Source organism: Pseudomonas sp. UBA6315 (genome assembly GCF_002438125.1).
Classification (GTDB): Bacteria; Pseudomonadota; Gammaproteobacteria; order Pseudomonadales; family Pseudomonadaceae; genus Aquipseudomonas; species Aquipseudomonas faucium.
Genome location: NZ_DJTF01000020.1, coordinates 1 through 19,523 on the forward strand (window position 1 = coordinate 1; position 19,523 = coordinate 19,523).

A 19,523-nucleotide genomic window follows, 5' to 3' on the forward strand; every position below is an offset into this window, starting at 1 on the left:
GTGGAACACTGCCGTTCAATCGGTGAATATCCTCATCCCCCGCCATTGCTACGGTTTGCCGCAGATTTCTGTCGACCGGTGTCCTTCGGCGGCGCGCCCAACCCTGCTATTATCGGCGCCACTTTTTCGTTCACGCCTTCAACGAGTGAATCCATGAGCACCGACAAGACCAATCAGTCCTGGGGCGGCCGCTTCAGTGAACCCGTCGACGCCTTCGTCGCCCGCTTCACCGCTTCGGTCGACTTCGACAAGCGCCTGTACCGCCACGACATCATGGGTTCGATCGCCCACGCCACCATGCTGGCGCAGGTCGGCGTGCTCAGCGATGCCGAGCGCGACACCATCATCGACGGCCTGAAGACCATCCAGGGCGAGATCGAGGCCGGCAACTTCGACTGGCGCGTGGACCTCGAAGATGTGCACATGAACATCGAGGCGCGCCTGACCGACCGCATCGGCATCACCGGCAAGAAGCTGCACACCGGCCGTAGCCGCAACGACCAGGTAGCCACCGACATCCGCCTGTGGCTGCGTGACGAGATCGACCTGATCCTGGCCGAAATCACCCGCCTGCAGGAAGGCCTGCTGGAGCAGGCCGAGCGTGAAGCCGACACCATCATGCCGGGCTTCACCCACCTGCAGACCGCCCAGCCCGTCACCTTCGGCCACCACCTGCTGGCCTGGTTCGAAATGCTCAGCCGCGACTACGAGCGCCTGGTCGACTGCCGCAAGCGCACCAACCGCATGCCCCTGGGCAGCGCCGCGCTGGCTGGCACCACCTACCCGATCGACCGCGAGCTGACCTGTCAGCTGCTGGGCTTCGAAGCCGTGGCCGGCAACTCGCTGGACGGCGTTTCGGACCGTGACTTCGCCATCGAATTCTGCGCCGCGGCCAGCGTGGCGATGATGCACCTGTCGCGCTTCTCCGAAGAGCTGGTGCTGTGGACCAGCGCGCAGTTCCAGTTCGTCGACCTGCCCGATCGCTTCTGCACCGGCAGCTCGATCATGCCGCAGAAGAAGAACCCTGACGTGCCGGAGCTGGTGCGTGGCAAGAGCGGCCGCGTGTTCGGCGCCCTGACCGGCCTGCTGACCTTGATGAAGGGCCAGCCGCTGGCCTACAACAAGGACAACCAGGAAGACAAGGAACCGCTGTTCGACGCCGCCGACACCCTGCGTGATTCGCTGCGTGCCTTTGCCGACATGATCCCGGCGATCAAGCCACGCCATGCCATCATGCGCGAGGCGGCCCTGCGCGGCTTCTCCACCGCCACTGACCTGGCCGACTACCTGGTACGCCGTGGCCTGCCGTTCCGCGATTGCCACGAAATCGTTGGCCATGCGGTGAAATATGGCGTCGATACCGGCAAGGACCTGGCCGAAATGAGCCTGGACGAACTGCGCCAATTCAGCGACCAGATCGAGCAGGACGTGTTCGCCGTGCTGACCCTGGAAGGCTCGGTGAATGCGCGTGACCACATTGGCGGCACTGCACCGGCTCAGGTGCGTACTGCCGTTGTGCGTGGCAAGGCGTTGCTGGCTTCGCGCTGATAGCCACTTGCGAGGGCGCTGCCCTCGATCGCCGGCAAGCCGGCTCCCACGGGGCCCATGTGGGAGCCGGCTTGCCGGCGATTGGGCTGCAAGGCAGCCCCCAGCGATCAGCGCTTGCCGCTGCGAATCATCTCCTGGAACGCCGGCATCGCCGCGTCCTTGTCTGCAACGATCCGCGCCATGTGCGGGTTCTCGCGCATTTTCTCGAGCAACGCCGCCGCCTGCGGGAAGTCCGCCAGGAAGTCGATGTTCAGCACCTTCTTGCCCACCGCATATGCAAGGTCGACCGAGAAGCAGAACATCAGGTCGGCCACGGTCAGCTCCTCACCCGCCACATAAGGTGCAAAGCAGCCATTGCGCTTGAGCGTGGCGAACCCCGCCAGCAGCTCGGCACGTGCACGCTCCTTGACCACCGGCTCCACCGCCGTGCCGAAGAATGCCTCGGCATAGCAAGTCCGCGCCGGCAACTCGATGTACAGCTCGATCTCCTTGAGCAGCTCGCGCACCTTGGCCTGCTCGAACGGGTCGGCCGGCAGCAGCGCCTTGCCACCCCGGGTCTGCTCGATGTAGTCGAGGATCACGCTGGTCTCGCTGAGAAAGCCATGTTCGGTCTCCAGCACCGGCACCTTGCCCCGCGGGCTGACCGCCAGGGCCTGGGGCGCCTGGCCGCCATAGAAGGTGACCTCCTCGAACGGCAGGCCTTTTTCCAGCAGCGCCAGCTTGACCATGTTGTAGTAGTTGCTGACCGCGAATCCGTGAAGCTTGAGCATGGGTAACAGCCTCCAGGCCGTGTGGGGATGGCCCGGCTTTTATAGACCGATCGGCAAGCCATGACCAGCGCGGGCGTGGCAAACTGTACGCCCCCTATCAGGAGTAGCGCCATGAGCGAGCCCACCGACATCGACAACGACGACGAAGCCTTCGCCGAGGCAACGCTGACCCAGGCCATCGAGAACCAGATCGAAAGCGGCGAGCCAGCGGCTGCCAAGGCCACCTTCAACAAGCTGACCCTGGTCGGCTACGAGCGCGAAGACATCCTCAACCTCATGGCCCATGTGCTGGCCATCGAGATCGACAACATGCTCGCCGAAGATCGCCCGTTCGACGCCCAGTGGTACGAAAACGCCCTGCGCGCCCTGCCCGAGCTGCCACCTGAGGCAGATCAAGGCGAGGACGAATAACCCGGCTACACTCCAGGGTCAGGCACCGCTGGCGGTGCCGCCATCCTCGTCTGGAAGTCAGGAGTCGCCATGTCCTTCACCCCCGATTTGATCGCCGAACTGGAAGTGCTCGCGCTGTTCAACCTGGACAGCAGCCAGGAAGGCATCAAGATTCACGCGAACGCCTCCCCCGCCCTGGTCGCTGCGGCCAAACGCCTGCACGAAAAGCAATTGACCGATGAGCCTGATGGCGGGTACCTCACCAGCCTTGGCCACGACGCGGCCGAAAGCGTGCAACTGCTGCTGAACATCCTCAAGGCCCCGCAGCCTGCCTGAACCTGTACCGGCCTTGTCGCCGGCGTGCCGGCGACAAGGGCCAAACGGGCGCTAGAAAAATGGCGTCAAAAACCCAATCGCAGCTTATCCGAGTGCTCCACTCAGGCTAAACTCGCCAAAGCTTCCCCGGCCTGCCCCTGAGTGCGCAATGAACCACCCCCACGAAATCCGCCCGGACCTGGACGACGGCATCGACCGCAAGGTGCTGGCGAAACTGCGTGCGCGCTTTCTGCAGCTCAACCAGGGCCGCCTCGAGCGTGCCATGGAAGGGCTTTCAACCCGCCAGCAGCAAGTGCTGACCCTGCTGCCGCTGCTGTTCCACGTCAACCATCCGCTGCTGCCAGGCTATGTCTCCGGCAGCACCCCGGCCGGCATATCGGGCTTCGAGCCGGCTGCCGGGCTGGTCGCCGAAGGCCAGCGGCTGGCCCGCTCGTTCACCTACAAGACGCGCCTGGGCAACCCTCACCGCCCGATCCACGGGTTGTTCCTGATGGGCAGCCTCGGCTCCCTGGCCCAGGCCGAACAGAGCGACATGGACCTGTGGGTGTGCCACGCCCCCGGCCTGGACGACAGCCAGCGCGAAGAGCTGCAGCGCAAGTGCCAGTTGCTCGAGACCTGGGCCGCCAGCCTGGGCGCCGAGGCGCACTTTTTCCTCATCGACCCGCAGGGCTTTGCCCAAGGCCTGCGTGACGGCCAGCTCAGTTCCGACGATTGCGGCACCACCCAGCACTACCTGCTGCTCGACGAGTTCTACCGCACCGCCATCTGGCTGGCCGGGCGCACGCCGCTGTGGTGGCTGGTGCCGGTGTATGAAGAGCAGCACTACCAGCGCTATAGCGAAACCTTGCTGAGCAAGCGCTTCATCCGCAGCACCGACGCGCTCGACCTCGGCCATCTGGCCCACATCCCGGCCGGCGAGTTCGTCGGCGCCGGCCTGTGGCAGCTGTTCAAGGGCATCGACTCACCCTACAAGTCGCTGCTCAAGCTGCTGCTGACCGAGGTCTACGCCAGCGAATATCCCGCCGTGCGCTGCCTGAGCCTGGATTACAAGGAGGCGGTGTTCGCCAACCGCCTGAACCTCGATGAGCTGGACCCCTACGTGATGGTTTACCGCCGCATCGAGCGCTACCTGCAGCAGCGCGGCGAGACCACGCGCCTTGAACTGGTGCGCCGCAGCCTGTACCTGAAGGTCAACAAGAAACTCAGCGGCCTGGAGCGCAGCCGCAGCAATGGCTGGCAGCGCCAGTTGCTGCAGCGCCTGGCGGACGAATGGGGCTGGGATGAGCGCCAGCTGGCCCTGCTCGACAGCCGCAGCCAGTGGAAGGTGCGCCAGGTTGCGCTGGAGCGTCGCGAACTGGTGGCCGAGCTCAACCACAGCTACCGCTTTCTCGGCCAGTTCGCGCAGAACCAGAACGCCAGCAACCGCGCCGACCAGCGCGACATGAATGTGCTCGGCCGGCGCCTGTACGCGGCGTTCGAGCGCCGCGCCGGCAAGATCGAAGTGATCAACCCCGGCATCGCCCCCGACCTTGCCGAAGACACCCTGACCCTGGTCCACTCGCCCAACCGCAAGGAGCCCGGCAGCCACCACTGGGGCCTGTACAACGGCAACCTGGGCGTGCATGAGTGGGAGCATTTCAGCCCGATCAAGCGCTGCCGCGAGCTGCTCGAGCTGCTGACCTGGGCCCATCGCAACGGCGTGATCGACAGCAGCACGCGCCTGGCGCTGCATCCCGGGGTAAGCGATCTCAGTGAGTTCGAGCTGTTCAACCTGCTCGGCAGCCTGCAGCAGAGCATCCCCCTGCCGCTGGAGCCGGTCAGCGAAGTGCGCCTGCTGCAACCCAGCGTGGCCGACGAGATCCTGTTGCTGGTCAACGTCGGCATCGACCCGCTGCGCCAGCACCGCGACCTGAACATCCTGATGACCACCGAGCGCACCGACTCGCTGAGCTACGCCGGGGTGCGCGAAAACCTGGTGCTGACCTTCGACCAGGTCACCCTCAACAGCTGGAACGAAGTGCTGGTGCAGCGCTACGACGGCGAACACGCCCTGCTGCGCTGCCTGCGCGATTTTCTCAACAGCCTCGGCCAGCGCAGCCACCGGCCGCGCGTGCGGGTGCGCTGCTTCTGCCACAACCGCGCGCAAGCCATCAGCCAGCGGGTCGAGGACATTTTCGATACCGTGCAACTGCTGCTCGACCAGGGCCGCAACCACCGCTACCTGCTGCAAGTGGCGCAATACACCCATGTGCTTGAGCTGTTGCCTGGCCAGGTCAGCCTGGCGACGCTGAGCGGGCATGCCGCCGTGCTCGACTACCTGGCCGAAGAGCGCAGCGTCTACAGCCCCCTGCACCTGGATGGCAACGCCCTGCAGGACCACGACCTGCCGCTGGTGCTGGAGCAAGGCCGCGCCGACTGCATCCAGGTGTTCTACCGCCTGTTCGACGGCTGGGCCGACCTGTATGTGCTGGATGAATACAACGCCCTGTGGCAGCAGCGCCTGCCGCTGCACGACGAAAGCCACCTGCTGCTGCCGCTGCAGCGTTTTCTGCGCTCGGTGGTGATGCGCCGCGATGCGCGCCTGCCATTGGACTATGTGCAACAGGCCTCGCTGCAGATCCACTACGCGCAGCTGCTGCCCTCAGGGCCGGGCAAGGCGCGCAGCAGCGAGCCGCGCCCGGCGCCAGTCGATGGCGACGGCCTGCCGTATTACGAGGTGCAGGCCATCGTGCAGGCGGGCGCGGGGGATGAGGTGCATGTGACGTTGTACTGCGACCAGCAGGAGTTCTCCGAGCTGGAGCATGGCGACGAGCTGTATGCCGTGGTTGCCCGGCAAATCCTCGGCCAGCGCCGCAGTGCCGGGCACTACCGTTGCTACATCACTGACCTGGACTTGTCGGAGCTGCTCGAGGATGAGCAGGGTTCGACCCTGCTGTACCTGCGCTACAAGCGCGAGCTTGAGCAGGCGCTCAACGATGGCCTGGCGCAGCTTCAGGCGACCCTGGAGCCCTGAGGCTCAGAGGTCGAAATCGCCCGCCGCTTCCGGCTGGTACTCGACCGCCAGCAGCTTGAGCTTCAGGGTCTTGCCGCCGGGGGCGGGCCAGTCGATCTGGTCGCCGACCGACAAGCCCAGCAAGGCGCAGCCGATAGGTGCCAGGATCGAGACGTTGCCCTCGGGGCCTGCGTCCTTCGGGTACACCAGGGTCAGGTGATAGTCCTTGCCACTGGCCTCTTCGCGGCAGTGCACGCGCGAGTTCATGGTCACCACGCCGGCGGGCACGTCCTCATGGCTGACCACCTGGTCGGCACGGTCCAGCTCGTCCTGCAAGGCGAGCACACCCGGGGTACTTTCGTCGAGGCTGTCGAGCAGGCGCTCCAGACGCTGTACGTCCAAGCGGGTGAGGATGAGGGAAGGCTTGGTGCTCATGATCCAGTCAGGCTCCTTTGAACGGGCGGTTTTCGATGGGCAGATAAAGCAAAACCCCGCCCAAGGGCGGGGTTTGTGAATGCTCCGGCGTCAGCGACGCATGCCTCGACACTACCACAGCCGGGCAAATACTCAAGCCCGTGCGCGCAGGGCCTCGGCTTCGCGGCAGATCTGCCGGCGCCGTTCATCGTCGGCCGCACGCCATTCGCGAATATGCTCGACGTGGCGATGGCAACCGGTACACACCTTGTGCTCATCCAGCCGGCACACGCTGATGCACGGCGAAGGCACTGCGGGGCTGACGTTGCTGTACAGCGGCTTGGCTGGCCGCGCCTGGGCAGTCATGTCAGATCTCGTCGAAGTCCAGCTTCTCGCCGGCCCGCTCCCAGACAATGCGCTCGAGCATTTCGCCAAGCAGCTCTTCGCTCTTCTCGCACACCCACTTGCCGCTCTCTTGGTCGTAGTCGAAGTGGAAGCCACCGGAGCGGTCGGCCAGCCACAGCTGGCGCAGCGGCTCCTGGCGGCTGAAGATCAGCTGGCTGCCGTTGTCGAACTTGATGGTGAGGACGCCGGCGGAATTCTCCATGTCCAGGTCCAGGCCGCTCTCGTCGAACAGGTCTTCCAGGGCCTGTTGGGTGGCGTCGACCAGATCATGGAAACGCGCTTCGCTCAAACTCATTGCAGGAACCTCGAAATTGGCTGCATTACAGGCAAGCCGGGCAAGATACGGGCGCTTGGCGCCGAATGCAAAGGTTAGCCGCTGGCCCACAAGCATAGCCCGCCCGACGGACCGGCTCTTGCATAGGCAATCCGCCGGTCGCTCGGTATACTCGGGCGCAATACTGCATATTTCAAAGGATTTCACCCATGAAGCGCCTGATTTCCTCACTTGCGGCGCTGGTCGCGGTTGCCTGCCTCGTTTCGGCCTGCGGTCAGAAAGGCCCCCTGTACCTGCCCGAAGACGGCAAGGATGGCAAAGGCAGCCAGAAGTCGCATCAGCACAAGCACGCACCAGCGGTACAGCCGCAGGACGAGCAGCCCATCGAGCCCGAGCAGTCGCCTGCGCAGTAAGGAAATCTCATGAACGCTTTCAACTACCGCGACGGTGAACTGTTCGCGGAAGGCGTGGCCCTGCAGGCCATCGCCGAACGTTTCGGCACCCCGACCTACGTCTACTCGCGCGCCCACATCGAAGCCCAGTACCGCAGCTATACCGATGCCCTGCAAGGCGTCGAGCACCTGGTCTGCTTCGCGGTCAAGGCCAACTCCAACCTCGGCGTGCTGAACATTTTGGCGCGCATGGGTGCAGGTTTCGACATCGTTTCCGGCGGTGAGCTGGAGCGTGTGCTGGCCGCTGGCGGGCGTGCCGATCGCGTGGTGTTCTCCGGCGTCGGCAAGACCCGCGAAGACATGCGCCGCGCCCTGGAAGTCGGCGTGCACTGCTTCAACGTCGAGTCCACCGACGAGCTCGAGCGCCTGCAGGTCGTGGCGGCCGAGATGGGCAAGGTTGCGCCGATCTCGCTGCGGGTCAACCCGGACGTCGACGCCGGTACCCACCCGTACATCTCCACCGGCCTCAAAGAGAACAAGTTCGGCGTCGCCATCGCCGACGCCGAGGCCATCTACGTGCGTGCCGCGCAGCTGCCGAACCTGGAAGTGGTCGGTGTCGACTGCCACATCGGCTCGCAGCTGACAACCGTCGACCCGTTCCTCGATGCCCTCGACCGCCTGCTGGTGCTGGTCGACCGCCTCGCCGAATGCGGCATCCACCTGCGCCACCTGGACCTCGGTGGCGGTGTCGGCGTGCGTTATCGCGACGAGCAGCCACCGCTGGTGGCCGACTACATCAAGGCCATCCGCGAGCGCGTCGGCGACCGTGACCTGGCCCTGGTGTTCGAACCGGGCCGCTACATCGTGGCCAACGCCGGCGTCCTGCTGACCCGCGTGGAATACCTCAAGCACACCGAACACAAGGACTTCGCCATCATCGATGCGGCGATGAACGACCTGATCCGCCCGGCCCTGTACCAGGCCTGGATGGGCGTCAGCGCGGTCACCCCACGCGAAGGCGAAGGCCGTGCCTACGACCTGGTCGGGCCGATCTGCGAAACCGGCGACTTCCTGGCCAAGGACCGCCAGCTGAACCTGGCCGAAGGTGACCTGCTGGCCGTGCAGTCGGCAGGCGCCTATGGTTTTGTCATGAGCTCCAACTACAACACCCGTGGCCGTTGCGCGGAAATCCTGGTCGACGGCGACCAGGCTTTCGAAGTACGCCGTCGCGAGACCATCGCCGAACTGTACGCTGGCGAAAGCCTGCTGCCGGAGTGACCCCATGCTGCTGCGCTTTACCAAGATGCATGGGCTGGGCAACGACTTCATGGTCCTCGACCTGGTCAGCCAGCACGCTCACATCCAGCCCAAGCACGCCAAGCAATGGGGTGACCGCCACACCGGCATCGGCTTCGACCAGCTGCTGATCGTCGAGGCGCCGAGCAACCCGGAAGTGGACTTTCGCTACCGCATCTTCAACGCCGACGGCTCCGAGGTCGAGCAGTGCGGCAACGGCGCGCGCTGCTTCGCCCGTTTCGTGCTGGACAAGCGCCTGACCGCGAAGAAGCGCATCCGCGTGGAAACCAAGAGCGGCATCATCGTGCTGGACGTGCAGAACGATGGCCAGGTCAGTGTCGACATGGGCCCGCCGCGCTTCGTGCCGGCCGAGATCCCGTTCGTGGCCGACGAGCAGGCGCTGAGCTACCCGCTGGAAGTCGACGGCCAGGTCCATTCGATTGCCGCCGTGTCCATGGGCAACCCGCATGCCGTGCTGCGCGTCGATGACGTGCGCAGCGCACCGGTACACACCCTGGGCCCGAAAATCGAACACCACCCACGCTTCCCGCAGCGGGTGAATGCCGGTTTCATCCAGGTCATCGACCGCCATCGCGCCAACCTGCGCGTCTGGGAACGCGGCGCGGGTGAAACCCAGGCCTGCGGCACCGGCGCCTGCGCCGCTGCGGTGGCCGCCATCAGCCAAGGCTGGATGGACTCCCCGGTATCCCTCGACCTGCCCGGTGGCCGCCTGCACATCGAATGGGCCGGCCCCGGCAAGCCCGTGCTGATGACCGGCCCGGCCGTGCGCGTCTACGAAGGACAGGTTCGTCTCTAAGCGAGTAACCGCCATGACCGATCAGCCCAAGGTTGTACCCCAGCAGTCCAACGAGCTCGATGCCGAAGCGGTGGTCGCCTACCTGCGCGCCCACCCAACCTTCTTCGCCGAGCACGACGAGCTGCTGGTCGAACAGCGAATCCCCCACCAGCGCGGCGACAGCGTGTCGCTGGTGGAGCGCCAGCTCACGCTGCTGCGCGATCGCAACATCGAAATGCGCCATCGCCTGTCGCAATTGATGGACGTGGCCCGGGACAACGACCGGCTGTTCGACAAGACCCGCCGGCTGATCCTCGACCTGCTCGACGCCGGCAGCCTGGAAGAAGTGGTGATGGCCGTCGAAGACAGCTTGCGCCAGGAATTCCAGGTGCCCTTCGTCAGCCTGATCCTGTTCGGCGACAACGCCGCGCCCGTCGGGCGCTGGGTCAGCAACACCGAGGCCCAGCAGGCTATCGGCGGGCTGCTCGGTGGCGGCAAGACGGTCAGCGGCAACCTGCGCGAGAAGGAGCTGGCCTTCCTGTTCGGCGAGGAGCAGCGCCTGGAAGTGGGCTCCAGCGCCGTCGCCGCACTGGAATACCAAGGGCTGCATGGCGTGCTGGCGATCGGCAGCCGTGACCCGCAGCACTACAAGAGCAGCGTCGGCACGCTGTTCCTCGGTTACATCGCCGAAGTACTCGGCCGTGTGGTGCCCCGCGTGACCCAGACCCTGCGTCCGGTGCGCTGATGGAACGCCAGCTGGAGGCTTATTGCGCACACCTGCGCAACGAGCGCCAGGTGTCGGACCATACCCTGCTGGCCTACCGGCGCGACCTCGACAAGGTCATCGAATACTGCAACACCCAGGGCATCGCCGGCTGGGGCGCCCTGCAGATCCAGCAACTGCGCCAGCTCATCGCCCGTCAGCATCACCAGGGCCAGTCCTCGCGCAGCCTGGCGCGGTTGTTGTCGGCCGTGCGCGGCCTGTATCGCTACCTCAACCGCGAAGGGCTGTGCAATCACGACCCGGCCAGCGGCCTGAGCGCGCCCAAGGGCGAGCGCCGGCTGCCCAAGGTGCTGGACACCGACCGCGCCCTGCAGCTGCTCGATGGCGGCGTCGACGACGACTTCATCGCCCGCCGCGACCAGGCCATTCTCGAGCTGTTCTACTCCTCTGGCCTGCGCCTGTCCGAACTGACCCAGCTCGACCTCGAACACCTCGACCTCAGCGCCGGGCTGGTCCAGGTGCTCGGCAAGGGTGGCAAGGCGCGCGTGCTGCCGGTGGGGCGCAAGGCCCGTGAGGCGTTGCAGGCCTGGTTCAGGCTGCGCGGCATCGGCGGCCCACGCGACAGCGCCGTGTTCATCACCCGCCAGGGCAACCGGCTCAGCCCACGGGCCATCCAGATGCGGGTCAAGGCGGCCGGCGAGCGCGAACTGGGCCAGCACCTGCACCCGCACATGCTTCGCCATTCCTTCGCCAGCCATGTGCTGGAATCGTCCCAGGACCTGCGCGCGGTGCAGGAAATGCTCGGCCACGCCGACATCAGCACCACGCAGATCTACACCCACCTGGACTTCCAGCACCTGGCCGCGGTGTACGACAGCGCCCACCCTCGGGCCAAACGCAGCAAAGGCACAGACTCATGAGCATCAAGCTGATCACCTTCGACCTCGACGACACCCTGTGGGACACCGCGCCCGTGATCGCCAGCGCAGAAGTCGTGCTGCGCGACTGGCTGCAGGCCAACGCCCCGGTGCTCGGCGGCGTGCCGGTGGAGCACCTGTTCGCCATCCGTGAACGCCTGGTGCAGGCCGAGCCGGGCCTCAAGCACCGCATCAGCGCCCTGCGCCGGCGCGTGCTGTGCCACGCGCTGGAAGAGGTCGGTTACAGCGAAAAGCAGGCACAGGCGTTGGCCAACGAAGGGTTCGAGGTGTTTTTGCATGCCCGGCACCAGGTCGAGGTGTTCCCCGAGGTGCAGCCGGTGCTGGAAATCCTGAGCCATCACTACACCCTGGGCGTGGTCACCAACGGCAATGCCGATGTGCGCCGGCTGGGGCTTTCGGATTACTTCGCGTTCGCCCTGTGTGCCGAAGACCTGGGGATCGGCAAGCCGGACCCGGCGCCGTTCATGGAGGCGCTCAAGCGTGGTGATGTCGAGGCTGGCGCCGCAGTGCATGTGGGCGACCACCCTGGCGATGACATTGGCGGGGCGCAGCGGGCCGGGCTGCGGGCGGTGTGGTTCAACCCGCAGGGCAAGGCCTGGAGTGGCGATAAAGCGCCTGATGCAGAAATTCAGCGGTTATCCCAGCTGCCTGAGGTGATTGCGCGCTGGCGCTGACGGGGGCTGCTTTGCAGCCCATCGCCGGCAAGCCGGCTCCCACAGAGGGCATTAGCGACCTTTGTGGGGAAACCACCAGGCACAAAAAAGCCCGCAGCGACGGCGGGCTTTTTTGTGTTCAGCCACTCAGATAGGGCGGCTGCCGTACTTGTTGTCCGGCTTCTTGGGCGGGTCGGCGACCACGTTGGCCTCGACTTCCTGCACCTTGCCACCGCGAGAAAGGAACTCTTCCATCGCCTTGGCCAGGGCATCACGCTCCTTCTGCTTGGCTTCCATGCTCGGCATCTCGTCTACCGAGACAGCCGCCTTGGACTTGCCCTTGGCAGTGGGTGCCGGGCTGCTGTCGTCATCGCCAGCATCTTCTGCGCCATCGTCGGCCGCCGCTTCGAGGCCGTCATCCGCCTCGTCTTCGTCGCCTACTTCGAGGTCATCATTTTCCAGATCGTCGTCGCTCATGTTCTACCTCATGACTTGCGAAAAGCAGGTTAGTTATAGACCAGTGCAGCCGTAGACCGGCAGCCACCAGTGAAAATTCAACTGGCCGTGGGTTAGGCCACTGCCCTTGGGTCGGCGCTCCTGATGGGAGTCGGCACCCAGCAGACCCTGCTCCTGGCAGGGCCTGACAAAACCTTGAGCCCCTGCTGGCCACACGCTATTGGCAAGCCTAGCAAAGGCTGAGCGGGTGCGCGGACATCTCGTCTTACACCCCTCGGCGCGCATTCTAGCGCGCCCGTGGAAAAAGCAAAGCTCCATAAACGCCCTGCCCGTTGTAAGTTTTCGCCCTACGTCGCGAACGTGAGTGATAAACCGTTTGCCCTGCGGGAAATGGCAAAAAACAGGCAAAAAAATGCCCGGCAAGCCGGGCAAGTTTTCCAACGTCGCAGTTACAGGTTGTAGCCGCGTTCGTTGTGTTGAGCCAGGTCGAGGCCGACCGACTCTTCTTCTTCGTTGACCCGCAGGCCCATCACCACATCCAGCACCTTGAGGATCACGTAGGTGACGATGGCGGTGTAGGCCACGGTGAAGATCACGCCCTTGGCCTGAACCCAGACCTGAGCCCCGATATCGGTGACCGCGCCGAAGCCGCCCAGGGCCGGTGCCGCGAACACACCGGTGAGGATGGCCCCTACGATGCCGCCGATGCCGTGCACGCCAAAGGCGTCGAGCGAGTCGTCATAGCCCAGCTTGCGCTTGAGGCTGGTGGCGCAGAAGTAGCAGATCACACCAGAGGCCAGGCCGATCACCAGGGCGCCCATCGGGCCCACGGTGCCCGCTGCCGGGGTGATGGCCACCAGGCCGGCCACCACGCCGGAGGCGATGCCCAGGGCGCTGGGTTTGCCGTGGAAGATCCACTCGGCGAACATCCAGCCCAATGCCGCAGCAGCAGTGGCGATCTGGGTCACCAGCATGGCCATGCCGGCGGTGCCGTTGGCCGCGGCGGCGGAGCCTGCGTTGAAGCCGAACCAGCCGATCCACAGCATGGCTGCGCCCATCAGGGTGTAGCCCAGGTTGTGCGGGGCCATCGGCGTGGTCGGGTAGCCTTTGCGCTTGCCCAGCACCAGGCAGCAGACCAGGCCGGCGATACCGGCGTTGATGTGCACCACGGTGCCGCCGGCGAAGTCGAGCACGCCCCAGTCCCACAGCAGCGCGCCGTCACCGCTCCAGACCATGTGCGCGATCGGTGCGTAGACCAGGGTGAACCAGATGCCCATGAACACCAGCATCGCCGAGAACTTCATGCGTTCGGCGAAGGCACCGACGATCAGCGCCGGGGTGATGATGGCGAAGGTCATCTGGAAGGTGATGAAGACGGCTTCGGGGAACAGCGCGGTGGCGGAGGTTAGCCCAGACGGCGTGACGCCGCTGAGAAACGCCTTGGAGAAGCCGCCGACGAAGGAATTGAAGTTGAGCACGCCCTTTTCCATACCGGTGGTATCGAAGGCCATGCTGTAGCCGTACACGACCCAGAGAATGCTGATCAGGCCCGTGATGGCGAAGCACTGCATCATCACCGACAGCACGTTCTTGGAACGCACCATGCCGCCATAGAACAGGGCCAGGCCCGGGATGGTCATGAACAGCACCAGCGCCGTGGAGGTGAGCATCCAGGCGGTGTCGCCGGAGTTCAGCACCGGGGCAGCATCCTCTGCCAGGGCAAGGCCCGGCATTACGAGGGACAATAGGGCTCCTAGCCCTGCGATCTTACGCAGAGTCATGTTGTTTTCTCCTGGGGCGTTGGGTTTGGTGAGGCGTTGTTCGGCGCTTAGATCGCGTCGGTATCGGTTTCGCCGGTACGGATGCGGATCGCCTGCTCCAGATTCACCACGAAGATCTTGCCGTCACCGATCTTGCCGGTGTTGGCTGCCTTGGTGATGGCTTCGATCACGCGATCGAGGTCCTTGTCGTCGATGGCCACGTCGATCTTCACCTTGGGCAGGAAATCGACCACGTACTCCGCACCGCGATACAGCTCGGTGTGGCCCTTCTGCCGGCCGAAGCCTTTGACTTCGGTGACGGTAATGCCCTGCACGCCGATTTCCGACAGCGACTCGCGCACGTCGTCCAACTTGAACGGCTTGATGATGGCTGTGACTAGCTTCATGAAACTCTCTCCCGATTTGGTGGACTTGCCCCAGGAAAACAAACCCGTCTCAAGTCTAAGCGCAGCGCTTGGCTTTGTAACGCGTCGTCGGCATCCGGCTCCGCGTGCGCACTGCCTGGTCACAAGGAACTGCATCAGTGCATGGCTCACTCAGGTCTTTGCAGAATCCTTGCCAGTTCCGTTAATGCGCGGGAAAACAGTGCCTTGCATGTAGCAGCGGGCATTGGCCAGTCGCCAGTACGAAAAAGATGCACAACTTCGGTGCGCGCAGGCGCGGCAGGCTGCTCGAAAAACGTGCAATCAGAAGGGCATTTGCACCGTGCTACACTGCGGGCCATTTCTCAGATTCAGTGGACAGCCGCACATGCTCGCGCCCAAAGCCCTTCTCGACGCCCTGAGCGACCAGGCCTCGCGCCTTTTCAGCAGCGACACCGCCCAGCCCCGCGCCGAACTCGAAAGCCAGTTCAAAGTGCTGATGCAAGGTGCCTTCAGCAAGCTGGACCTGGTCAGCCGCGACGAATTCGACAGCCAGATGGTGGTCCTGGCGCGCACCCGCGCACGCCTGGAAGCCCTGGAAAAGCAGGTTGCCGAGCTGGAAGCCCGGCTGGCGCCAGCCCCGCAGGAATAAAACCCGCTAAAGGAGTGCCTCACCATGAAAGTCAGTGCCCGCAATGTCTTTGAAGGGACCGTCAGCGCCGTTCAGCCCGGCGCGGTCAACGCCGAGGTCGAACTGACCCTGGGCGGCGGTGAGAAGCTGGTGGCCGTGGTGACCATGGCCAGCCTGCACAACCTCAACATCAACGTCGGCAAGCAGGCGGTGGCGCTGGTCAAGGCGCCATGGGTGGTGCTGATGACCGATGCCGCCGGCTACCGGCTCTCCGCCCGCAACGCCCTGGAAGGTGAAGTGGTGCGCGTGGGCGACGGCGCGGTCAACGCCGAAGTGGTGCTGAAACTGGCCGGTGGCACCGAAGTGTTCGCCATCGTCACCCGCGATGCCGTGCAGGAACTGGGCCTGGCGCCTGGCGTCAAGGCCACCGCGCTGATCAAGGCGTCGCACATCATTCTTGGCGCCAAGCCGTAAGGCGGCGGCGCCTCAAGCAGACGCCCGCTGGCGGTCCGTTGCAGGGCCGCCGGCTTTCGGCGGCAGCTCCCGGGCATGCAGATCGCCGCGAAACAAGGTGGCGCCGCATACCGTGATCAGCGTCTTCACCACACTGTGCGAATTGAGTATCTGCGCGTGTATCTGCTCGATCGCCACATCTTCAGGTTGCAGCGCCAGCGCCCGGTTGGCCCACTCGATGGCGGCAAAGCGGCTCTGCTTGCGGGTGCCCTGGCCATGCATCCACGCCAGCGCCAGTTCCGCGCAGGCACGCCCGGCGACTGCCGCATCGGGAAACTCGACCAGCCCCAGCAGGTAGGCGACCCCTTCCGCATGCTCGCGCTCATCGCCGAATGATCGTTGCAGCACGCCCAGTTGCAGGCGCGCCCGGGCATCGAGCTGCTCGTTGCCCAGGCAGTCGAGCAGCAAGCGCCTGACCGCCAGCATCGCACCACGCTCGCGCAGCGCCTGGCTGTCGCGCATGCGCTGGCAGGCCAGGTCGTACTTGGCCAACTGGCTGCCTGACTGCGCCGCGCACACCAGCCAATGCTGCGCTGACGCCGCATTCTGGTAGTGCTCGGGCGTGTCGGACATGTGCCCACAGTGCAACGCATACAGCGCGGCGGCGGCGTCTGGCAGCTTGCGCTCGGCGCACTGCTGGAAAAGGAAATACGCCGCCTCGTGCTGCCTGGCGGCCCAGAGCAGGCGAGGCACTTCCAGCACATCGAAACCCAGGCCCTCGCGCCCGCACTGGCGACTGACCGCAGCCTGCAACCAGGCGCTTGCCTGCTCGCTGCATGGCTGAAACCCCCACAGGCCGAACTGATGCCCCACTGCCCGCAGTGCGCAGGCTGCAGCCTGCCTGCGGCTTTCACAGAGGCGCTCGATGGCGGTACGAAAAGCGGGGATGATTTCTGGCTTTCCCTGGAACAACACCAGGCAGACGAAGCTGTAGAACGGCTGGCCGATGGTCGATACGAAACCCTGGTCTGGGTAAAGCTCGACGCTGTCGATGAAGTCCTGCTGCGCACCCGGGTAATCCTGCAGCGATGCGTAGCGCAGGGCCCCGCGCAAGGCCAGCAAAGTCGCGCGCTCCTTGGCCCTGAGATCCCGCTTCGCCCACGCTTCGAAAGTGTGCTGCCAGGCCTCGATGTGTGGCGACTGCTCCGCGCCCGGAAGCCAGAACGCGTCTTCCACGGCCAACCAGCGGATGCCATTGCGCAGCCGCTCATCCCAGCGCTGGCACAGTGGGCCGTTGGCAAGATCATCGATGGCTTGGTAGCTGCCGCCCCATTGCGGCGTCAGGTAGCGTGCAAACGCCTCTATCGCCTCGAAGCAACCGGGCTGCCAGGCCAGCGCATGGCGCAGCCAGTAATCCTTGGCACCCTCCCCTTCAGGCAGGCGCGCCTCAAGGCAGCCAGGCAATGACTGCGGCAGCTCCACCAGCGGTGCCAGGCCATGTTTGACCAGCAGCGGCGCTGCCGCCTCCTGCACTTCCACATCGGCGTGGGCGCTGGGTCGAAAGCGTGCCACCTGGCCCAGAAACAGTTCGACCAGCCAGCCCGGCTCATGGAAATGCCCGCTGATCTGCAGCATCCCGATGGCCGCAGCCACCGGTTGCGAGTTGCGCTCCATGGCCCGCAGGAAGTGCGCCGCAGCCATCTCGCAGGCCTGCTCGGCCGCCAGCCTGCGCGCTTGGGAAATGGCATTGGCGCCAGCGCTGCCACGGATGTGGCAGGCGCGGTTGAGGCAATGGAAACCCATCGCGACTTGCGGGTGATAAGCCTTGGGGCAGGCGTCGATCCACGCCCTGAGCAGCTGGGTCAGCGCCTTGCTGCCGTGGCTGTCCCAGTCGAGCAGCATATGCCCCTGCACGGCTTCCATGTAGGCCGGGCAGGCACCGGGCGGCGCCTGCTGCCAATGCACCTGAAGGCTATCGAAGAAGCGGCTGAGCTCAGCGAATTCATTGGCTTGCACCCGTTCGCGAATCTGCTGGCGGGTGTGATTGAGGGTTTGCACGGGCAGTACCTTAAGTCCATTTTCTGGATCGCGTTGTCGTCCGGTGGCAACGGCAATAACCTTTGAACACTAAGCCATAGTTCGGCGCTGCGCAAAGATATTGGATCCATTATTTGTCAGATTGTATGAATGCGCAGGGAAAATCCCTGACCTGAAAAACCCCGACGCATTCTTGTTGCGTTGCCGCCCCTGCGCCTCACTATGCTTGCCAGGGCCGCAGGAAGCGGCGCCCTCATCCGCGACAACGGAGCGTCCATGTCCCTTGCCCTCGTTCACAGCCGCGCCCAGGTGGGCGTGCAGGCGCCGGCGGTCAGCGTCGAAACCCACCTGGCCAACGGCCTGCCCCACCTCACCCTGGTCGGTTTGCCGGAAACCACCGTCAAGGAAAGCAAGGACCGGGTGCGCAGCGCCATCGTCAACTCCGGGCTGAACTACCCGCAACGGCGCATAACGCAGAACCTCGCCCCCGCCGACCTGCCCAAGGATGGCGGGCGCTACGACCTTGCCATCGCCCTGGGCATCCTTGCCGCCGACGCACAGGTGCCGGTGGCGGCACTGGTCGACCTCGAATGCCTCGGCGAACTGGCGCTGTCCGGCAAGCTGCGCCCGGTACAAGGTGTGCTGCCCGCCGCGTTGGCAGCACGCGAAGCGGGCCGGGCGCTGGTGGTGCCCCGGGAGAATGCCGAGGAGGCAAGCCTGGCCGGCGGGCTGGTGGTGTATGCGGTCGGGCACCTGCTGGAGCTGGTGGCGCACCTGAACGGGCAGGTACCACTGCCGCCCTTTGCCGCCAATGGCTTGATACTGCAAAGCCAGCCCTACCCGGACCTGAGCGAAGTACAAGGGCAGATCGCCGCCAAGCGCGCCTTGCTTCTGGCTGCGGCCGGCGCACACAACCTGCTGTTTACCGGCCCTCCGGGCACCGGCAAGACCCTGCTCGCCAGCCGTCTGCCGGGCCTGCTGCCGCCGCTGGATGAGCATGAAGCGCTGGAGGTGGCGGCCATCCAGTCGGTCAGTGGGCGGGCACCGCTCAACAGCTGGCCGCAGCGGCCCTTTCGCCACCCGCACCACTCGGCGTCGGGCCCCGCCCTGGTGGGCGGCAGCAGCAGGCCGCAACCCGGTGAAATCACCCTGGCGCACCATGGCGTGCTGTTTCTGGACGAATTGCCGGAGTTCGAACGGCGCGTACTGGAAGTGCTGCGCGAACCGCTGGAGTCCGGCGAGATCGTGATCGCCCGGGCGCGGGACAAGGTGCGCTTCCCCGCCCGCTTCCAGCTGGTGGCGGCGATGAACCCCTGCCCGTGCGGTTACCTCGGCGACCCTACCGGGCGTTGCCGCTGCAGCACCGAGCAGATCCAGCGCTACCGCAACAAGCTGTCCGGACCCTTGCTCGACCGCATCGACCTGCACCTGACCGTGGCCCGTGAAAGCACCACGCTCAACCATCAGCCCAGCGGCGAAACCAGCGCCGCTGTGGCGGCCCGCGTGGCCACGGCGCGCGAAGTGCAGCAACGCCGCCAAGGCTGTGCCAACGCGTTTCTCGACCTTGAAGGGCTGCGCTGTCACTGCCCCCTGCAAACCGCCGACCAGGCCTGGCTGGAAAATGCCTGCGAGCGCTTGAGCCTGTCCTTGCGCGCAGCGCACCGGCTGTTGAAGGTGGCGCGCACACTTGCGGATCTCGAGGGGGCGCCAGCGATTGCCAGGCCGCACCTGGCCGAAGCGCTGCAATACCGCCCTGCAAGCCCCTGAACTGTCACCCGTGACAGGACGATGTGTCTCCCGGCTGGCAGATTGTCTGGGCCGGCCGCATTCCCCAGAATTGTGCTCCACACTGTTCTAACGCTGCCCCGGCAGCTC

The 19,523-nt window shown here is 65.2% G+C and carries 21 protein-coding genes; 13 read left to right on the plus strand and 8 right to left on the minus strand.

Annotation, left to right across the window (positions count from 1 at the left end):
• The first annotated feature begins 153 nt into the window (after window positions 1-153).
• Window positions 154-1,548 carry an argininosuccinate lyase gene (gene argH / locus B3E94_RS01645; protein ID WP_236236905.1) on the plus strand — a complete coding sequence of 465 codons (1,395 nt, stop codon included), beginning with the start codon at window positions 154-156 and terminating at the stop codon, window positions 1,546-1,548.
• Between the two features lie 107 nt (window positions 1,549-1,655).
• Here argH and B3E94_RS01650 read toward each other — a convergent pair whose 3' ends face one another.
• Entirely contained in the window at window positions 1,656-2,318 is a 663-nt protein-coding gene (locus B3E94_RS01650) for a glutathione S-transferase (RefSeq protein ID WP_286912084.1), read from the minus strand.
• Window positions 2,319-2,429: 111 nt separating this feature from the next.
• Between B3E94_RS01650 and B3E94_RS01655 the strand changes: the two genes are divergently transcribed.
• The 3 genes from B3E94_RS01655 (at window position 2,430) to B3E94_RS01665 (ending at window position 6,057) form a co-directional block, all read left to right on the plus strand.
• Window positions 2,430-2,729, plus strand: coding sequence for a hypothetical protein (locus tag B3E94_RS01655; protein WP_176511406.1), 300 nt, complete (start codon window positions 2,430-2,432; stop codon window positions 2,727-2,729).
• 69 nt (window positions 2,730-2,798) lie between these two features.
• Window positions 2,799-3,044, plus strand: coding sequence for a TIGR02647 family protein (locus tag B3E94_RS01660; protein ID WP_176511405.1), 246 nt, complete (start codon window positions 2,799-2,801; stop codon window positions 3,042-3,044).
• A gap of 148 nt (window positions 3,045-3,192) precedes the next feature.
• A complete protein-coding gene (locus B3E94_RS01665; protein WP_286912085.1) occupies window positions 3,193-6,057 on the plus strand; it encodes a class I adenylate cyclase in 2,865 nt (954 codons plus the stop codon).
• Window positions 6,058-6,060: 3 nt separating this feature from the next.
• Here the strand turns inward: B3E94_RS01665 and rnk are convergent, their stop codons facing one another.
• From rnk to cyaY, 3 genes are all read right to left on the minus strand, one after another.
• Window positions 6,061-6,471 (minus strand): nucleoside diphosphate kinase regulator, encoded by a 411-nt coding sequence (gene rnk, locus B3E94_RS01670; protein ID WP_286912086.1) that lies wholly within the window; start codon window positions 6,469-6,471, stop codon window positions 6,061-6,063.
• A gap of 132 nt (window positions 6,472-6,603) precedes the next feature.
• Complete coding sequence (locus B3E94_RS01675) at window positions 6,604-6,816, minus strand: DUF1289 domain-containing protein (RefSeq protein ID WP_176511402.1); 213 nt, start codon at window positions 6,814-6,816, stop codon at window positions 6,604-6,606.
• A gap of 1 nt (window position 6,817) precedes the next feature.
• Window positions 6,818-7,150: an iron donor protein CyaY gene (gene cyaY, locus B3E94_RS01680; RefSeq protein WP_286912087.1), complete on the minus strand. Its 333-nt coding sequence runs from the start codon at window positions 7,148-7,150 to the stop codon at window positions 6,818-6,820.
• A gap of 188 nt (window positions 7,151-7,338) precedes the next feature.
• Here cyaY and lptM point away from each other — a divergent pair, with 188 nt between their 5' ends.
• From lptM to B3E94_RS01710, 6 genes are read left to right on the plus strand one after another with little or no spacing between them, the layout of a single operon-like run.
• Complete coding sequence (gene lptM, locus B3E94_RS01685) at window positions 7,339-7,542, plus strand: LPS translocon maturation chaperone LptM (protein ID WP_176511401.1); 204 nt, start codon at window positions 7,339-7,341, stop codon at window positions 7,540-7,542.
• 9 nt (window positions 7,543-7,551) lie between these two features.
• The gene (lysA, locus tag B3E94_RS01690) at window positions 7,552-8,799 is read left to right on the plus strand and encodes a diaminopimelate decarboxylase (RefSeq protein WP_286912090.1); all 1,248 of its coding nucleotides are present in this window, start codon (window positions 7,552-7,554) and stop codon (window positions 8,797-8,799) included.
• 4 nt (window positions 8,800-8,803) lie between these two features.
• The gene (gene dapF, locus B3E94_RS01695; RefSeq protein WP_236236900.1) at window positions 8,804-9,634 is read left to right on the plus strand and encodes a diaminopimelate epimerase; all 831 of its coding nucleotides are present in this window, start codon (window positions 8,804-8,806) and stop codon (window positions 9,632-9,634) included.
• A gap of 13 nt (window positions 9,635-9,647) precedes the next feature.
• Window positions 9,648-10,358, plus strand: a complete 711-nt coding sequence (locus B3E94_RS01700) for a DUF484 family protein (RefSeq protein WP_176511398.1) — start codon at window positions 9,648-9,650, stop codon at window positions 10,356-10,358.
• Window positions 10,358-11,257: a tyrosine recombinase XerC gene (gene xerC, locus B3E94_RS01705; protein ID WP_286912091.1), complete on the plus strand. Its 900-nt coding sequence runs from the start codon at window positions 10,358-10,360 to the stop codon at window positions 11,255-11,257. The genes B3E94_RS01700 and xerC overlap by 1 nt, the downstream gene beginning before the upstream one ends.
• Window positions 11,254-11,949, plus strand: a complete 696-nt coding sequence (locus B3E94_RS01710) for an HAD family hydrolase (RefSeq protein ID WP_286912092.1) — start codon at window positions 11,254-11,256, stop codon at window positions 11,947-11,949. The genes xerC and B3E94_RS01710 overlap by 4 nt, the downstream gene beginning before the upstream one ends.
• A gap of 126 nt (window positions 11,950-12,075) precedes the next feature.
• On the opposite strand, the gene sutA is transcribed toward B3E94_RS01710, so the two are convergent.
• The 3 genes from sutA to glnK all read right to left on the minus strand — a co-directional run bounded on the left by sutA (window position 12,076) and on the right by glnK (window position 14,551).
• A complete protein-coding gene (gene sutA, locus B3E94_RS01715) occupies window positions 12,076-12,405 on the minus strand; it encodes a transcriptional regulator SutA (RefSeq protein ID WP_286912093.1) in 330 nt (109 codons plus the stop codon).
• 428 nt (window positions 12,406-12,833) lie between these two features.
• Complete coding sequence (locus B3E94_RS01720) at window positions 12,834-14,165, minus strand: ammonium transporter (RefSeq protein WP_286912094.1); 1,332 nt, start codon at window positions 14,163-14,165, stop codon at window positions 12,834-12,836.
• Between the two features lie 47 nt (window positions 14,166-14,212).
• Complete coding sequence (gene glnK, locus B3E94_RS01725; protein WP_002555808.1) at window positions 14,213-14,551, minus strand: P-II family nitrogen regulator; 339 nt, start codon at window positions 14,549-14,551, stop codon at window positions 14,213-14,215.
• 364 nt (window positions 14,552-14,915) lie between these two features.
• On the opposite strand from glnK, the gene B3E94_RS01730 reads away from it, so the two are divergent.
• Window positions 14,916-15,179 (plus strand): accessory factor UbiK family protein, encoded by a 264-nt coding sequence (locus tag B3E94_RS01730; RefSeq protein WP_176511393.1) that lies wholly within the window; start codon window positions 14,916-14,918, stop codon window positions 15,177-15,179.
• Between the two features lie 24 nt (window positions 15,180-15,203).
• Window positions 15,204-15,632: a TOBE domain-containing protein gene (locus B3E94_RS01735; protein WP_286912095.1), complete on the plus strand. Its 429-nt coding sequence runs from the start codon at window positions 15,204-15,206 to the stop codon at window positions 15,630-15,632.
• A gap of 12 nt (window positions 15,633-15,644) precedes the next feature.
• Here the strand turns inward: B3E94_RS01735 and B3E94_RS01740 are convergent, their stop codons facing one another.
• Window positions 15,645-17,669 carry a DUF4034 domain-containing protein gene (locus tag B3E94_RS01740; RefSeq protein ID WP_286912096.1) on the minus strand — a complete coding sequence of 675 codons (2,025 nt, stop codon included), beginning with the start codon at window positions 17,667-17,669 and terminating at the stop codon, window positions 15,645-15,647.
• Window positions 17,670-17,924: 255 nt separating this feature from the next.
• On the opposite strand from B3E94_RS01740, the gene B3E94_RS01745 reads away from it, so the two are divergent.
• Entirely contained in the window at window positions 17,925-19,415 is a 1,491-nt protein-coding gene (locus B3E94_RS01745) for a YifB family Mg chelatase-like AAA ATPase (protein ID WP_286912097.1), read from the plus strand.
• The last annotated feature ends 108 nt before the right edge of the window (window positions 19,416-19,523 follow it).

Bases quoted from the DNA above. Each gene is read 5' to 3' on its own strand.
- B3E94_RS01655 (WP_176511406.1), top strand. From the start codon at position 2,430: ATGAGCGAGCCCACCGACATCGACAACGACGACGAAGCCTTCGCCGAG.
- lptM (WP_176511401.1), top strand. From the start codon at position 7,339: ATGAAGCGCCTGATTTCCTCACTTGCGGCGCTGGTCGCGGTTGCCTGC.
- sutA (WP_286912093.1), bottom strand. From the start codon at position 12,405: ATGAGCGACGACGATCTGGAAAATGATGACCTCGAAGTAGGCGACGAA.
- B3E94_RS01735 (WP_286912095.1), top strand. From the start codon at position 15,204: ATGAAAGTCAGTGCCCGCAATGTCTTTGAAGGGACCGTCAGCGCCGTT.
- B3E94_RS01745 (WP_286912097.1), top strand. From the start codon at position 17,925: ATGTCCCTTGCCCTCGTTCACAGCCGCGCCCAGGTGGGCGTGCAGGCG.
- B3E94_RS01675 (WP_176511402.1), bottom strand. From the start codon at position 6,816: ATGACTGCCCAGGCGCGGCCAGCCAAGCCGCTGTACAGCAACGTCAGC.
- B3E94_RS01700 (WP_176511398.1), top strand. From the start codon at position 9,648: ATGACCGATCAGCCCAAGGTTGTACCCCAGCAGTCCAACGAGCTCGAT.
- B3E94_RS01730 (WP_176511393.1), top strand. From the start codon at position 14,916: ATGCTCGCGCCCAAAGCCCTTCTCGACGCCCTGAGCGACCAGGCCTCG.
- rnk (WP_286912086.1), bottom strand. From the start codon at position 6,471: ATGAGCACCAAGCCTTCCCTCATCCTCACCCGCTTGGACGTACAGCGT.
- lysA (WP_286912090.1), top strand. From the start codon at position 7,552: ATGAACGCTTTCAACTACCGCGACGGTGAACTGTTCGCGGAAGGCGTG.
- glnK (WP_002555808.1), bottom strand. From the start codon at position 14,551: ATGAAGCTAGTCACAGCCATCATCAAGCCGTTCAAGTTGGACGACGTG.
- dapF (WP_236236900.1), top strand. From the start codon at position 8,804: ATGCTGCTGCGCTTTACCAAGATGCATGGGCTGGGCAACGACTTCATG.
- B3E94_RS01650 (WP_286912084.1), bottom strand. From the start codon at position 2,318: ATGCTCAAGCTTCACGGATTCGCGGTCAGCAACTACTACAACATGGTC.
- B3E94_RS01665 (WP_286912085.1), top strand. From the start codon at position 3,193: ATGAACCACCCCCACGAAATCCGCCCGGACCTGGACGACGGCATCGAC.
- xerC (WP_286912091.1), top strand. From the start codon at position 10,358: ATGGAACGCCAGCTGGAGGCTTATTGCGCACACCTGCGCAACGAGCGC.
- B3E94_RS01720 (WP_286912094.1), bottom strand. From the start codon at position 14,165: ATGACTCTGCGTAAGATCGCAGGGCTAGGAGCCCTATTGTCCCTCGTA.
- B3E94_RS01660 (WP_176511405.1), top strand. From the start codon at position 2,799: ATGTCCTTCACCCCCGATTTGATCGCCGAACTGGAAGTGCTCGCGCTG.
- argH (WP_236236905.1), top strand. From the start codon at position 154: ATGAGCACCGACAAGACCAATCAGTCCTGGGGCGGCCGCTTCAGTGAA.
- cyaY (WP_286912087.1), bottom strand. From the start codon at position 7,150: ATGAGTTTGAGCGAAGCGCGTTTCCATGATCTGGTCGACGCCACCCAA.
- B3E94_RS01710 (WP_286912092.1), top strand. From the start codon at position 11,254: ATGAGCATCAAGCTGATCACCTTCGACCTCGACGACACCCTGTGGGAC.